Genomic DNA, 13411 nt, shown 5'->3' with positions numbered 1-13411 from the left:
CCCCTACACAGAAGGGAAACCTCATGCATGCTCATCGCACGCTCCGGCGCGGCGGCGCCGACGTCCCCGTGCCCGGCAGACTCCGGCGGTTACGTTCGCTGGCGGGTCTGCTGACGGCCTTCCTGCTGGCCTGCGCGGGCCTGATCGCGTCTTCCGGCACAGCGCAGGCCGCTCCGGACGACCACACCATGGCGACGTGGAACATGAACCAGAGCCCGGACGACTGGCGGGACGCCTACAACATCGCACGCGTCCATGACGTGGTCGCCCTCCAGGAAGTCCCCATCCGCGTGCCGGCCGGTGCCGTCCGCCAGCCCGACGTCAACGGTGTCGAGCACTACCTATGGCAAGAGGGCACCCGAGGTCCCGAGCGTCACCTGTACATCCTGCGCCCCGGCGGCAGCGTACGGAACATGGGGATGATCACCTCGTGGGAGCCCGACGACGTCTTCAACATCCCCAGCGTCAACAGGCCCGCGCTCGCCGTCCTGAACCGCGCCGACGACATCCTGATCGCCTCCCTGCACGCCCGGACCCGCGGCGGCAGTGACGTCGGCGCCCTGCTGCAACGTATCGAGTTCGCAGCCGCCCGCAGCAACGTCGGGCACTGGGCCGCGCTCGGGGACTACAACCGTGCCCCGGCCACCATTCGCCAGCTCACCTACCAGCCGGCCAACATGCACATCTACAACCCCGGCCGGCCCACCCACCGCAGCGGCGGCGAGTGGGACTACATGATCACCAACTTCACCACCGACCGGTTCCAGGCCACCGTGGACACCGGCCGGCTCAGCGACCACTGGCCGGTGTACTTCCACGCCCTGCAAGCCGCGGCCGGCCCCACCCCGTTCTCCATGGAAGCCGAGAACAGCCACCTGCTGCTGAGAGCGGCCGGCAACACCCCGGAAAACGGGGCACACGTCTACCAGTCCCAGGACGACTTCGCCACCCACTCCCGCTGGATCCTGCGCAGCATCAACCGCATCAACTGGCTGGGGCAGGAGCTGTACCGGATCGAGAACCTGTCAGACAGCAACCTGTGCATGGACGTGGAATTCGGCCAGCAGTCCCACGTCGGCGACTACCTCAACATCACGACCTGCCACAAAGTCGACGGCTCGCCCGAGCCCGGCGGCTACCTGCGCGACACCCAGAACTTCACCCTCGACCACCCCGACCCGCTCTTCCCGAACCTGACCATGCTCCACGACAACGCCACCGGCCTGTACGCCAGCATCCTCGGCAACTCCACCCGCGACGGCGCAGGCGCCGTCCAGGACCGCTACCACACCCACCAGTGGCCCGACCCCGACGCCAACGAAACCTTCTACCTCCACCCCATCCCCACCACCTGACCTGAGCGGCTCATCGGACGATGCCTTCCCGGCGGACGCCCGCCGGGAAGGCACCACCACGAACTGACATGCCCCCAGACTCGGAGTCGGTGCTGACCAGGGCGCACAGGCGCGTGGCGATTGCGGGTCAAGTCTGTGTTTTGCACCTACAAAGCAGACATCCACACGCCAGGAACGCGGCGGACCACGCAACCTTTCTGGCCCGTCTTCGGCCAGACCTCCGCCGCCCGTTCGAAGCCCCTTGTGGGGTTGACTTCATGTACGGTGTCGTGTGTGTTGCCCGGTCAGATGTCGGGAGCGGCGAGGTGGACCCCGCAAGCGCAGTCGAGGGCGTCTTCGGGGCTGCCGGCGAAGCCGCCGGTGGGCAGCAAGGTGTCTTCGTAGCGGTCGCTGCTGGCGTAGTAGAGGGCGAAGCCCCACCGGGTGGCGGTTCCTGCGTAGCGCAGGCGCATCAGCTTGACCACCTCGCTGTCGGCCAACTCTCCGGTCACGTAGGCGAAGGCGCCGCGGTGGCGCACCTGTAGATGCCTCAGTTGGGGCCAGGCAGTGCGGGCCTGCTCGCCGAGTTGCTGCTCCAGTGAGAGCCGGGTGTGCTCCGAAGGTGTGGCCATGGCGGCCATCCTGCCCGAGGAACCGGCCGGGGGATGCGGCAGGCTACCGCCCGTCGTGATCCACTTCTCCCGATCGGCCTGCCTGTCTTGCCTGTTGCCGCTGCCCGCCCGATAGCGCCGACCGCCCAAGAGCGCGAGCGGCTGAAGAAGATGGCCTACGGCCACAAGACCGAGCACCGGATGCGGACGCGTGCACACATCGTGCTGCACGCGGCGCGCGGACGCTCCAACGCGCGCATCGCCCGCGAGACGGGCCTGCATCTGGACACCGTGCGCACCTGGCGGGGCCGGTTCGCCGACGACGGCCTGCCCGGTCTGGCCGACCGCAGGCGCACCGGACGCCCGGGCACGTTCACCCCTGTGCAGACCGCCCAAGTCAAGGCCCTGGCCTGCCGGCTGCCCGCCGAGAGCGGGGTGCCGCTGGCCCGCTGGTCGGCTGCGGACCTGGCCCGCGAGGCCACCGCGCGGGGCATCGCCGCGTTCGTGTCCGCTTCCACCGTGCGCCGCTGGCTGACCGAGGACGCGCTCAAGCCCTGGCAGCACCGCTCCTGGATCTTCATCACCGACCCGCAGTTCCGCACCAAGGCCCAGCGTGTGCTGGACCTGTACGCCCGCACCTGGCAAGGCGTCCCGCTCGGCGAGGACGAGTACGTCATCAGCGCGGACGAGAAGACCTCCATCCAGGCCCGGTGCCGCTGCCACCCCACCCTCGCCCCCGGCCAGGCCCGTGCCATGCGCGTCAACCACGCCTACAGCCGCGGCGGAGCGGTGGCCTACCTCGCCGCCTACGACGTCCACCGCGCGAAGGTGTTCGGCCGCTGCGAGCCACGCACCGGCATCGACCCGTTCATGAACCTGGTCACCCAGGTCATGAGCACCGAGCCCTACGCCAGCGCGAAGCGCGTGTTCTGGATCGTGGACAACGGCTCCTCCCACCGCGGCAAGAAGGCCGCCGACCGGCTGACCGCCGCCTACCCCAACGCGGTGATGGTCCACACCCCCGTGCACGCTTCATGGTTGAACCAGGTGGAGATCTACTTCTCCGTCGTGCAGCGCAAGGTCGTGACACCCAACGACTTCACCGACCTCAACGAGGTCGAGAACCGGCTCCGAGCCTTCGAAGACCGCTACAACGCCACAGCACAGCCGTTCCAGTGGAAGTTCACCACCTCCGACCTGGACGATCTGCTGGCCAGGCTCGACCGGCACACCGCCGATCACCCAGAAGAATCCTCCGCTGCCCGGGCAGCATGATCAACCCCCGAAGGACTTACGAACTCGACCACTAAGAACCGCGGGCCCAAGGAGTTCCATGAACGGGTGCCATTGCCGGCGTTGGCATATGTCGGGCTGAGCCGCGGGGGTCGCCCCTTGGTAAGACAGAACACGAAAGAACGTCTGCAGGTGATCCTTGCGATCCTGGGGCTCGTGGCGGTGGCGGAGGCGCACCAGGCCGACTCTTTCGGACGGCAGATGTATGCCGAGGATGGTGTTCTCGTGAAGTGGCATTCCGCCTCCCGATTCGCGCGTGTGGTCGTGAAGTGAGCAGTGGTGTAGGGCGTTGGGCTAGCGACTACGTAGCTGGCTGGCCCCAGACCAGGTAAGCGGTCCTTCCCGTACCGGTGGCTGCGGCGGCGGCTCGGATTCGCCGCTCTTGGCACGGCCTGACGTAGTTGTTGAGCCGGGCGAGTGGGACGAACCCGTAGGCGTCCAGTTCTGCTTCCTGCAGTGTGATCTCTGCTGTGCGTGGGATGGTCCAGCCGTGGAAGACGAAGGTGAGTCCTTCGACCGCGTCTTCTTTCCGGTTGGTCGGCGTGGAGTCGACTGCCAGAAGTTCGATCCTGGACAGCGTCAGGCCGGTTTGCTCGCGGACTTGACGGCGTGCTGCTTCGTGCGGTGTCTCGCTCCCGTGTGCCTCGCCGCCCGGCAGGGTCCACCGGCCGTCACGTTGGTCATTCGGCTTGACCAGCAGGACCTTTCCGGACTCGTTTAGGAAGAGGGCGACGCCCCTGACGCGTCGAGGTGTGTCCTTATGCGTGGAACCTCCTTGCTTGGGAAATCCGGTGAAGGCGAGCAGGTCGGGTCGCATATGTTGGGTTCCTTGCGAGTGCTGGGCGCATAGATGCCGTGTCGAATTCGCCCGGGGCGGTTCGGGCGTATATCGGGCATGAGGCGTGTACCGGTTGCCGCAGCCGATTGCTGGCTGTGGATCGACCTACGACCTGGCGATGAGGTGGACCGGCAGGGCACTCAGGCCGTGGGCGATGAATGACTCGACCGGTCGGAGCCGTTCAGCTTCGATGGCTAGTTGAAGGCCGGGGAAGCGGTCGAAGAGCGCAGGTAGTGCGATGCGGGCCTCCAGTCGGGCCAAGGGCGCGCCGAGGCAGTGATGGACGCCGTGACCGAATGCCAGGTGGTCCGTGTGAGGACGGGCGATGTCGAACTGGTCGGCGTCGGGGTCGTGATGGGCGGGGTCACGTCCCGCTGCCGCGTAGTTGGGGAGGATCGCGTCGCCCTTGCGGATTATGGTGCCGCCGGGGATGGGGATGTCTTCGACGGCAAAGCGCAAGGGCAGGCTGGCGATGCTGGGTGCCCACCGCAGGGTCTCTTCGATCACGTCGTTCCACGAGGCCGTCCCCTTGTGGAGCAGGTGGAGTTGGTCGGGGTGGGTGAGTAGGGCGTGGACAGCGTTGCCGATGAGGTTGACGGTGGTTTCGTGTCCGGCGCCGATGACCAGCAGCAGGGTGTCGATCAGCTCCGGGTCGCTCAGGCGGGTGTCGCCGTCTTCGTCGCGGTTGGCGACCAGCACGCTGGTCATGTCGTTGTCGGGGTTGGCACGCTTGAGGGCGATGAGGTCTGCGAGCAGCTCATGGATCTCGTGCCAGGTGGTAGCGGCCTGGTCTGGGGTCGCGGCGGCGGTGACGATGGCCTCGACGAGACGCGCGGTGTCAGCGCGTAGGGCGTCGGGGATACCGAACAGTTCGCAGATGACCTGCATGGGCAGGGGGTGGGCGAAGGCAGCGCGGAGGTCCACAGGGTATCCCTTGGGGGTGGTGGACATGGCATCGAGTAACTGGTGCGTGATCTCTTCGATGCGTGGGGCGAGGGCCTCGGTGCGGCGGGCGGTGAACGCCGGGGCGATGAGTTTGCGGAGCCGTCGGTGGTCGGAGCCGTAGGCGGTGAACATGTTGGTGACGCCGATCCACTGGTGAAGCCACGAGGTGGGAGTGATCTCGCCGCGCTGCCAGACCGGCCAGTGCTGCCGGGGGTCCTTCGAGACCCGAGGGTCGGCCAAGAGCCGTTTGAGGAGGCCATGGCTGGTAACTGACCAGGCGGGTATGCCGCCGGGGAGTTCTACGAGGGCTGCGGGGCCGAGCTCGCGGAGGCGGGCTGCCTCGCCGTGGATGTCGGTGCCTGTGGGGTCGATGGCGACGGGCTGTTGTTCCACGGGGTGGCTCCTGTTTGGTCGGGGCTGATAGGGGTGAAGCGGGCGGGGAGGGCGGAGAGGGCCCGGTGGAAGGGGCCGGGCCGCCACACCAGCTGCTCGTAGGGCACGGCGAGTTCGATGTTGGACAGCCACCCGGTGAGGCGTTCGATCGCGGTGGTGGCGATCAGGAGTGCGTGCTGCTTGACGGGGCAGGCGTGCGGCCCAGCGGCCCAGGCGAGGTGTGATCGCTCGCCTGAGCGTGCCTGGCCGGGTGCGATGTGGGCTGGCTGGGTGTTGGCGGCAGCGTAGGAGACCAAGACGAGCTGTCCGGCGCGGATCCAGGTGCCGTGGAAGTAGACGTCTCGCAGCGGGTAGTGGGCGGAGTAGTTGGCCATGGGCGGGTCCCGCCACAGGACCTCGTTGATGGCGTCCTGTGCGGTCAGGGCTCCGCCGGTCAGGCTGTTGTAGTAGCGGTCGTCGGAGAGCATGCGGCCCAGCGCGTTGCCGATCAGGTTGGTGGTGGGCTCGTGCCCCGCTCCCATCGTCAAGATGACCTGGTCGACGAGTTCTTCCGTGCTGAGCCCTGCGGGGTGGTGCATGAACCAGGAGGTCACGTCATCTCCGCGCTGTTGCCGTTTGAGGGTGACGAGTTCCCTCACGTACTGGCCGTAGGCGGCGTTGGCTTCGGCTGCCTCTTCGGGGCTGTTGCCTTCGAGCATCCCCGCCAGGGCGGCGATGAGGCGCTCGCTGTAGTGGTCGGGCAGTCCGAACAGTGCGTTGAAGATCAGTAGCGGCAGGCTGCGAGCGTATTGGGCAATCAGGTCGCAGTGGCCCGCGCCGCCGAACTCGCGGATGAGCCGGTCGGCGCAGTGTTGGACCAGGAGCCGCAGTTCGTGGGGTTCGACGAAGTCGAAGGCATCGACGACGACGCGCCGGTAGCGCGCATGGGCCTCGCCGTCGCTGAAGAGTACGTTGCGGCGCCAAGCCAGCATCGGCAGTACTGGAGAGTCTGGTGGGATGGTGGCCTGCCATCGGCGTGGGTCTTTCGACCAGGTGCTGGTGTCGCGCAGCAGGTCCAGAGCGACTTGGCGGTCGGTGACCAAGAGCGCGTCGACACCGGGGGCTATCTCAACCGGCGCGAGTGGCCCGTAGAGCCGCAGGTGCGCGTAGAAGGCTTGGGGGTTGGCGGCGAACTGGGGGCCGTAGAGCTGGACCACAGGGGGTGTGTCGCCGTGGGCCGGGCAGCTGGGTGGCTGTTGAGTTGTCACGCGGGCTCCATGGGCATGTGGGCGATGACGTGCTCGACCAACGCGATCAATGCGTCGAGGGATTGCCCGCGGCTACGGGCGTCGCATAGGACCAGTGGGGTGCCGGGGTGCAGGTCGAGGTGGTCCCGCAGCGTGTCCGCGTCGTAGGTCGGGGCTTCGGGGAAGGGGTTGACGGCCACGGCGTACCGCAGCCCCGCTTCCTCGATGAGGTCCATGACTTCGAAGGACTCTTCCAGGCGGCGGGTGTCGACCATGACCAGGGCGCCGACTGCTCCTTGAGCGATGTCTTCCCATAGCAGGCGGAACCGTCGCTGTCCCGGCGTCCCGAACAGGTACAGCACCAGCTCGTTGGGCAGGGTGAGGCGTCCGAAGTCGATGGCCACCGTGGTGGTGGTCTTGTCCTTCACCCCCGCCAGGCGGTCGACCAGCGCACCGGCCTGCGTCATCACTTCCTCGGTGTGCAGGGGCGCGATCTCGGAGATGGCTCGGATGAGCGTGGTCTTGCCGACGGCGAAGGGTCCGGCGATGAGAAGTTTGATCAGGACCTGATCGGTTCCGGCCAGGTATCTGGGGTCAGGACTTGAGCGCGCGGAGTCCATCGAGAACCTTCTCCATTGTTTCGAGACCTGGTCCGGTGGCCTGGGGGATGGGAGGGCGGGCGTGCAAGAGCCCGGCGCTGACGAGGTCGGCCACTAGGACTTTGACGATGCTGACGGGCAGGCGCAGGTACGCGGCGGCATCGGCCAGCGGCAAGGCCCCGGGCTGGATCAGTTCCAGCACGCGACGCTGCTCCGGGCACAGGCTGACCGGTATCTCCTCGCAGGCGGCGTGCAACGTGGTGAGTCTGTCGAGGTGGTTACGGCTGGGGTGAGCGCGCCCGCCGGTTGCCAGGTAGGCGGGCACGAGCCGTCTGCTGTGCCTGCCCCCGGTCATCCCGCGGTATCCCGAACGGGCTCGCGTGGCGAACTGGTCATGACTTTCTCTCCCAGGGACTTCACCTGGATCTGCATCTGATGCGCCACCACCCCCAAGTTGACTTCCGGGCTGGTGAACACGGCCAGATACGCGTTCCCGCCGGCGGGGATGACGAAGACGTAACCTTCGGCGGATTCGATGATGGTCTGGCGCAGCCGGGGCTTCGGGTTACCGGAGAAAGCCTGTGTGGTGGCGCGTGCGGCCCCCTGAAGAGCAGACATCATCGCAGCAGCGCCTTCCGCATCTGCCTCCGCCAGGTCCGGGGAGCGGCCTTCGATGAAACCGTCGCCAGACAACACTGTGGCGTGAACCACGTGTGGCAGTTCCAACAGCGGGCCGAGCACCCACGACTTGTCCTCGGGCGCCTTCCGGAATGCGTTCATGATGTGGCGTTCCCTTCTACTTGCCGCGCACCAGGCTCAGCGGCGGCCCGGCCCGACTCAGTACCGGCCTGGAACGCCGCCCAGCGCTGACCTGCCTCCTCCGGACTACGGTCCGGTGCCGTGTCAGCATGCCTCGGTCGGGCCTGAGCTGTGGTGGGCTGACGTCGGCGTCGCCGCGGCAGGCCCTCGCCTCCAGGTGGGGGCGCAGGTGCAGGGGCGGTGTCAGAGCGAGGGCGTGGGGCCATCGCGGACATGGACTGGGACTCGGGGTCCATATGAGTGAGCAGGGCGCCCGGAAGGTACACGATGGCTCGCACACCGCCGTACGGGGAGGGCTCGACGCGGACGGCGAACCCGTGTTGGTGCGCCAACTGACCGATCGCGGGGAATCCCATCCGCGGGGGGTCACCGAGCTCAGTGAGTAGCACCGGAGTCCGACCGGACATCAGGCGTTCCGCGCGCTGGAACTCCTCCTGGTGCATCCCGATCCCGGCATCATCGATGAGTACGGATGCGCCCTGGTGGCCCTGCAGTAGAGCGACTTGGACTGGCAGGTCCGGGTGCGAGTGGTGAAGCGCGTTTGCCAGCAATTCGGCGATCGCGATGGCGACTGGTTCCACCGCGCGTGCCACGGCGCCGACTGGATCACGTAGTTGGTTGCTGACCTCAACCCGCTCGTACCCCCGCACCCGTGACCGTGCACCGACTACGATGTCGGCCAGGTAGGAGTCTTCGCGGATCAGTCCTGTCCAGGGCGCTCCGCACACCACGGCTGTGGCCTGTACCCGGCGCAGCGTCTGCTCGTTGAGGAAGTCAGCGGCAAGCAGATCCTGCGCGATGTACGGGTCGTCGTATCGCTCCTGCATCTGCTGCAGAGTGCTCTGCATTTGATACAGCATGGCCTGGATCGTGCTGGTGGTCCCCTGCATCGCAGCCCGAGCGGCGGAGTCGACGCGCAGTCGCTCCTTGGTAACTGCGTCGCGAACCTGTTCCAGCACCGAGCCCAGAGCACGCTCGATATTCGTTCCGGCGAACCGGTCATCCAGCAAACCCCGGACGGGCACACGCGGGTGCGCCAGCGACATCACCAGATCCGGAACGCGAGCACTGGCCAAATGCCCGACCTCGTCCTCCAGGGCCTGCCACAGACTTGTCAGGCGGGCGTTCTCCTCCTCCGCCGCCGCGGAGCGCTCAACCTGAGCCCTCCGGCCCAGCCAACTGCGAATCAGGAACGGCGCCATGCCAAGGGCGGCGGTGGCGGCCCCTGTCAGGTACGCCACTAGCACCCCCGGTATCTGCATCATCGAAAGTCCTCGCTATACGGACGGATGGTCGAGGCTTCCCGCAACTGAAAGGGGGAAGGAGAACGGGCTCACATTCCCTGTGGGGTTCTACAGGTGGAACTGGCTGATCATGTGTGTCACGTTGGTTGTCAGACCGCGGATCGTTGGAGCGAGCGAAGAGCTGGCGAGATAGAAACCCAACAGGATGCACACCAACGCATGGCATGTTTTCAAGCCTCCCTGCTTGACCAGCAACAGCACCACGACCAGCAAAAATAGAACCGTGGATACGCTAAGGGTCACTGGCTTTCCTCCGGCGATGGTTCATGCTGCCCTGGCCCATGCGGCGCGAACCGATGCAAGCGAGTGGTGCAGTTCAGCGCTGTCGGTGACAGCGAAGGAAGAGTCGTGCGGCAGCAACCAGATACGGACGCACTCGCGGAGCTGCCATTCGCGCCCAGGAACCAAGCAAGAGAAATCGCCGTAACGGCATGAAGCCTGCGGCGCATGCCAACGCCACGCGGAACCAGGCTCCACCGGGATGTGAAGCAAGAGGTCGGTCATGCAACACAGCACCGGCCCTACCGGGCGGCCCATTTTGCGTAACTCGTCCAAGGCTCTTATTCCAACGCGGAGCCCCGTCTGTACCACGTCTGTGCGGGTCGTCAGAAGTGATTCCAGTTGGGGGCGCTCCGTAAGGCGTACATTCCAAGGGAGTTCTGAAAAGGGGTCGAGCATGGGGACTCCGGTGCGGACGTTGAATGAGAGTGGGTCCAGAGCTAGAAGCTGGCTGCCTGCACGGTGACACGATGTTGACCTGGCCTGCGGGACGGCGGTACCGCTTCGGTGGACACCTCGGGGACGTCTCGGGACGTTTCCCGGTACCAGTCGCTGCGAACAGTCTGGGACTGCGGCCCATGCGGGGCAGGAGGACAGCGCGGTGGAGCGGCGGTGGCCGGTAGCTGCGCGTATAGCCGGGAAATCGCATAGGCTCGGGGTCGCGTAGGCCGCCGATGAAGGTTGCGGCGCCGTAGTCGATCCTGAGATCGCTCCGAGCAGGCGGAGGAGGTTGAGCCAGCCGGTGTACCAGCCCATCTGGGGTCGCCGAGTCGGCTGGCGATGTAGTAGAGGGCGTCCGAGATGGGGCAGGCGCTGGGGCCCTCTGCCGAGGCCCAGCCGACAGCCATCGCCATTGCGCCCACGGCAATCCAGCCCCACGGTATGACTGCGGGACCGCCGGCGTTGGCGCGGAATCCATGCAGCGTCATGCAGTCGGACGGGATCCGGTTACTGTGCTGCTCGTGGTGCGCGCGTAACGCTCGTTCAACAGCGGCACGAGCTTGCATGACGACAGCATCCGGGCGGTCAGGTTCCTCGCCCTGCCGTGCCTCCGCCACTGTCAGGCCAGCCGCTACGGTTCCCAGGACCTGCGTTCGTGCCGTGCGCAGCGACCAGTTCGTACCCGTTTTGATGAGCAGGTCCCGCATCCCAACCCAATGGTCGACGTGTACGTCCCGGAGGACCGCCACCAGTTCACTGTCTGGCCCGGCGGGGTCGTAGATCGGTTGAAATCGGTCGCGATGTGGCGCTTCCGCACCACGCGTCAGTGTTTCTCGGCCCAGCACGCTCCGACTCCTCGCACGAGGCTTAGCAAGCTCGATGTTTTGTCCTGCCTCAACGATCGCGGCTGAGTCCCCTTCCTGTGTATGGGCGTTTATGAGGGCTTCGACTACGGTCATGACAGCCCGTGCAGGACGAGAGAAGGCGGGGGAGGCCCGGTGGCTGACGTCGAGTCGCGGACATGCCGAGGGTGTGGCGCCACGCAACTCAGTCGGTACAACTTGTCCGCGTTATGCGCCAGATGCAGGCGATCGAAGCCAGAACTGCCCTTGGACTTCTGGACGAGTGACTCGTTGGGCGGTGCGCTGGAGCGCTGGGATGTTGGCGCGCTAGTCCGTGCCTATCGTCGACACACCGGGGTGTCCCAGTCGGCCGTGGCCCTGCTCGTGAACATCGACCAGTCAGAAGTCAGCAGACTGGAGCGAGGCCGCAAGACGGTGCGTGATCGGCGGCAGTTACTGACGTGGACGCGTGCTCTGGGCATTCCGGACAGTCTGGTGCCGCGCCTCCCCGACGAACGTGCTGGTACCCACCGGAATGCAGTCCTTGCCTGCGTAGCGGGACAATATCGGGCTGACACGGGCGATTGGAGGAGTCCTCTCGATATTGCCCATGTCGACCAGTTCGTGATCGAGTTGCAGCAAAGGGATAACGCGTCAGGCGGCGACAGGCTTCTCTCCGACACCGAGCGTTGTCTTCACGAGGTGGTGGCGTCGCTGTCTGCTGGCAGCACGCCGGATGATGACAAAGCCTTGCACAACGCCGCCGCACAGTTGGCACAGATGGCCGGTTGGCTGTCCTTGGACGCCGGACGTCCTGCCGACGCCCGACGAAACCTCACCACGGCCTTGTACGCGGCTCACATGACGGGCGACACAAGCCTGGCGGGCAGCGTTCTGGGGTACATGAGCCTGACCGCGCTCTACCACGCAACGCCGGTCGAAGCCCTCGCGTTAGCGCAGACCGCGCACGACAGTTCATCCGGGGCTAGGACCGGCCGTACGGGTGCAATGCTGGCCACACGTATGGCCCGAGCGCTGGCGGAATGCGGACGGCACGCGGAGACCCGAGCAGTGCTGCACGTGGCGGAGCGTGGGTTCAGCCGTTCTGGGACCGGGACCACCTCGCCGGTCTGGCTTACCTACTTTGACGACGGTGAACTGCTTGCCCAGCAAGGCACGTGTCTGATGAAGATCGGAGCGCTACACGAAGCCCGAGTCTGCTTGGACAGCGCTCTCCAGTACCTGCGTAGCAGCAGCGCAGGAAACCTTCGGGACCAGGTCCACTACCTCGTCCGCCTCGCTGACGTCGGTAGGATGGCCGGGGAGCTGGATGAGGCATGCTCCCGGGCCAGGGAAGCGCTCGCTCTCAACCAGCGCATCTCCTCGACTCGCATGTCTAACAACATCGCTGACTTCATGGCCCGCCTCCAGTCACAGCGGTCAGCACGGCCAGTACGCCGGTTGTTGGAGGAGGCCGCCGAGCTCGGCATCCTCAGTTGAGCTATGCGAAGTGCTCGCTGTCGACTCAGGCTGTCGAGGCGAGGACCGCCTTCACAAACGCCTGAGTGTCGGACAGATCAGGGAGGACTGCGTCGGCTTCAGCCTCTCGCAGGGTCTCCAATGGTGCGGACCCTGTCGCCACCGCGATGACCCTCGCATCCCCACTTTTCGCGGTGGCGATGTCCAGCAACGTGTCTCCCACGATAACCGTCTCAGCGCCGCGGAACTCCCTGCCGTAATGCTCTTGGGCGCGCTGCCACGCGTGGGGTAGGAGCGCGACCCGCTCCTGGGCGTCGTCACCGTAGGCCCCTGCCTCAAGGTTGAGGTGAGTGATCAGCCCGAAGGTCTTGAGTTTCAGCTCTGCCAGGGTGCGCATGTTGCCTGTGAGGACGCTCTGGTGGATACCCGGTATCCCGCTAAGGGCTTCCAATGCTTCAGCGGCTCCGGGGAGTACGTGTCCGCGGGCGGCCAAGATGTGTGACCTGGCGGTGAGTTCGTCTGCGACCGCTGTGATGAAGGTGGTCAGGAGGTCCCGACTGGGAGTGAGCCCGTTCAGTTCGAGCGTTTCGGCGGCGATGAGTAGTTCGGTCTTGCCAGTCATGTCCGCCATCTCGGCCATGGGGCTCCTGATTACGCGGGCGAAGGCACTGGCGTAGGCGTCCCGACTGACCCCACCCCCGTCCAAAAGCGTGTGGTCAATGTCCCAGAGGATGAGTCGTTCTTGGTTGTTGACGCTCATGTCTCCTCATCTGTCTTCGCAGTCGACACGGCACGGTGCGCAGGCAGGCTATCCGCTCGGCAACCGGCACTGTTCGAGAACGCCCCAGCGGCTGTTCTGTCGGCGCCTGCTGAAGGTCCGCTGACCAGTGATCTCACCAGTCATGCTGATCGCCCACTCATAAACGCCCATAGGTTCCCGCCCAGTTGGCCGCCATATTGAGCAGAGAGCTAAGGGCGCACCTCGGTTCAGCGGGAGCTTCCGCAGAC

14 protein-coding genes are annotated in these 13411 nt (G+C 66.1%); 4 read left to right on the top strand and 10 right to left on the bottom strand.

What is annotated here, in order from left to right:
- Nucleotides 1-23: 23 nt before the first annotated feature.
- A complete protein-coding gene (locus P3G67_RS12960) occupies nt 24-1355 on the top strand; it encodes a hypothetical protein (RefSeq protein ID WP_276093584.1) in 1332 nt (443 codons plus the stop codon).
- A 284-nt stretch (nt 1356-1639) separates the two neighbouring features.
- Here the strand turns inward: P3G67_RS12960 and P3G67_RS12955 are convergent, their stop codons facing one another.
- Entirely contained in the window at nt 1640-1966 is a 327-nt protein-coding gene (locus P3G67_RS12955; protein WP_276093583.1) for a hypothetical protein, read from the bottom strand.
- Between the two features lie 87 nt (nt 1967-2053).
- Here P3G67_RS12955 and P3G67_RS12950 point away from each other — a divergent pair, with 87 nt between their 5' ends.
- Together P3G67_RS12950 and P3G67_RS12945 are read left to right on the top strand one after the other, a co-directional pair.
- Nucleotides 2054-3220 carry an IS630 family transposase gene (locus P3G67_RS12950; protein WP_276093582.1) on the top strand — a complete coding sequence of 389 codons (1167 nt, stop codon included), beginning with the start codon at nt 2054-2056 and terminating at the stop codon, nt 3218-3220.
- Nucleotides 3221-3370: 150 nt separating this feature from the next.
- Nucleotides 3371-3511: a hypothetical protein gene (locus tag P3G67_RS12945; protein ID WP_276093581.1), complete on the top strand. Its 141-nt coding sequence runs from the start codon at nt 3371-3373 to the stop codon at nt 3509-3511.
- A 28-nt stretch (nt 3512-3539) separates the two neighbouring features.
- Here P3G67_RS12945 and P3G67_RS12940 read toward each other — a convergent pair whose 3' ends face one another.
- From P3G67_RS12940 to P3G67_RS12905, 8 genes are all read right to left on the bottom strand, one after another.
- On the bottom strand, nt 3540-4055 hold the full coding sequence (locus tag P3G67_RS12940; RefSeq protein ID WP_276093580.1) for an NUDIX domain-containing protein: 516 nt from the start codon (nt 4053-4055) through the stop codon (nt 3540-3542).
- Nucleotides 4056-4181: 126 nt separating this feature from the next.
- Complete coding sequence (locus P3G67_RS12935; protein WP_276093579.1) at nt 4182-5414, bottom strand: cytochrome P450 family protein; 1233 nt, start codon at nt 5412-5414, stop codon at nt 4182-4184.
- Nucleotides 5321-6661: a cytochrome P450 gene (locus tag P3G67_RS12930; protein WP_276093578.1), complete on the bottom strand. Its 1341-nt coding sequence runs from the start codon at nt 6659-6661 to the stop codon at nt 5321-5323. The genes P3G67_RS12935 and P3G67_RS12930 overlap by 94 nt, the downstream gene beginning before the upstream one ends.
- The gene (locus tag P3G67_RS12925) at nt 6658-7260 is read right to left on the bottom strand and encodes a GTP-binding protein (RefSeq protein ID WP_276093577.1); all 603 of its coding nucleotides are present in this window, start codon (nt 7258-7260) and stop codon (nt 6658-6660) included. Before P3G67_RS12925 ends, P3G67_RS12930 begins: the two co-directional genes overlap by 4 nt.
- Complete coding sequence (locus P3G67_RS12920; protein ID WP_276093576.1) at nt 7235-7594, bottom strand: DUF742 domain-containing protein; 360 nt, start codon at nt 7592-7594, stop codon at nt 7235-7237. The genes P3G67_RS12925 and P3G67_RS12920 overlap by 26 nt, the downstream gene beginning before the upstream one ends.
- A complete protein-coding gene (locus tag P3G67_RS12915) occupies nt 7591-8019 on the bottom strand; it encodes a roadblock/LC7 domain-containing protein (RefSeq protein ID WP_276093575.1) in 429 nt (142 codons plus the stop codon). The genes P3G67_RS12920 and P3G67_RS12915 overlap by 4 nt, the downstream gene beginning before the upstream one ends.
- On the bottom strand, nt 8016-9323 hold the full coding sequence (locus P3G67_RS12910) for an ATP-binding protein (protein WP_276093574.1): 1308 nt from the start codon (nt 9321-9323) through the stop codon (nt 8016-8018). The genes P3G67_RS12915 and P3G67_RS12910 overlap by 4 nt, the downstream gene beginning before the upstream one ends.
- A gap of 87 nt (nt 9324-9410) precedes the next feature.
- Nucleotides 9411-9605: a hypothetical protein gene (locus P3G67_RS12905; protein ID WP_276093573.1), complete on the bottom strand. Its 195-nt coding sequence runs from the start codon at nt 9603-9605 to the stop codon at nt 9411-9413.
- A gap of 1403 nt (nt 9606-11008) precedes the next feature.
- Between P3G67_RS12905 and P3G67_RS12895 the strand changes: the two genes are divergently transcribed.
- A complete protein-coding gene (locus tag P3G67_RS12895; protein WP_276093572.1) occupies nt 11009-12424 on the top strand; it encodes a helix-turn-helix transcriptional regulator in 1416 nt (471 codons plus the stop codon).
- Nucleotides 12425-12449: 25 nt separating this feature from the next.
- On the opposite strand, the gene P3G67_RS12890 is transcribed toward P3G67_RS12895, so the two are convergent.
- The gene (locus tag P3G67_RS12890) at nt 12450-13163 is read right to left on the bottom strand and encodes an HAD family hydrolase (protein ID WP_276093571.1); all 714 of its coding nucleotides are present in this window, start codon (nt 13161-13163) and stop codon (nt 12450-12452) included.
- Between the last annotated feature and the right edge of the window lie 248 nt (nt 13164-13411).

It is taken from the genome of Streptomyces silvisoli (assembly GCF_029269905.1).
Classification (GTDB): Bacteria; Actinomycetota; Actinomycetes; order Streptomycetales; family Streptomycetaceae; genus Streptantibioticus_A; species Streptantibioticus_A silvisoli_A.
Note: the sequence above shows the minus strand (reverse complement) of the source record. Positions and strands in the feature narration are given on the sequence as shown.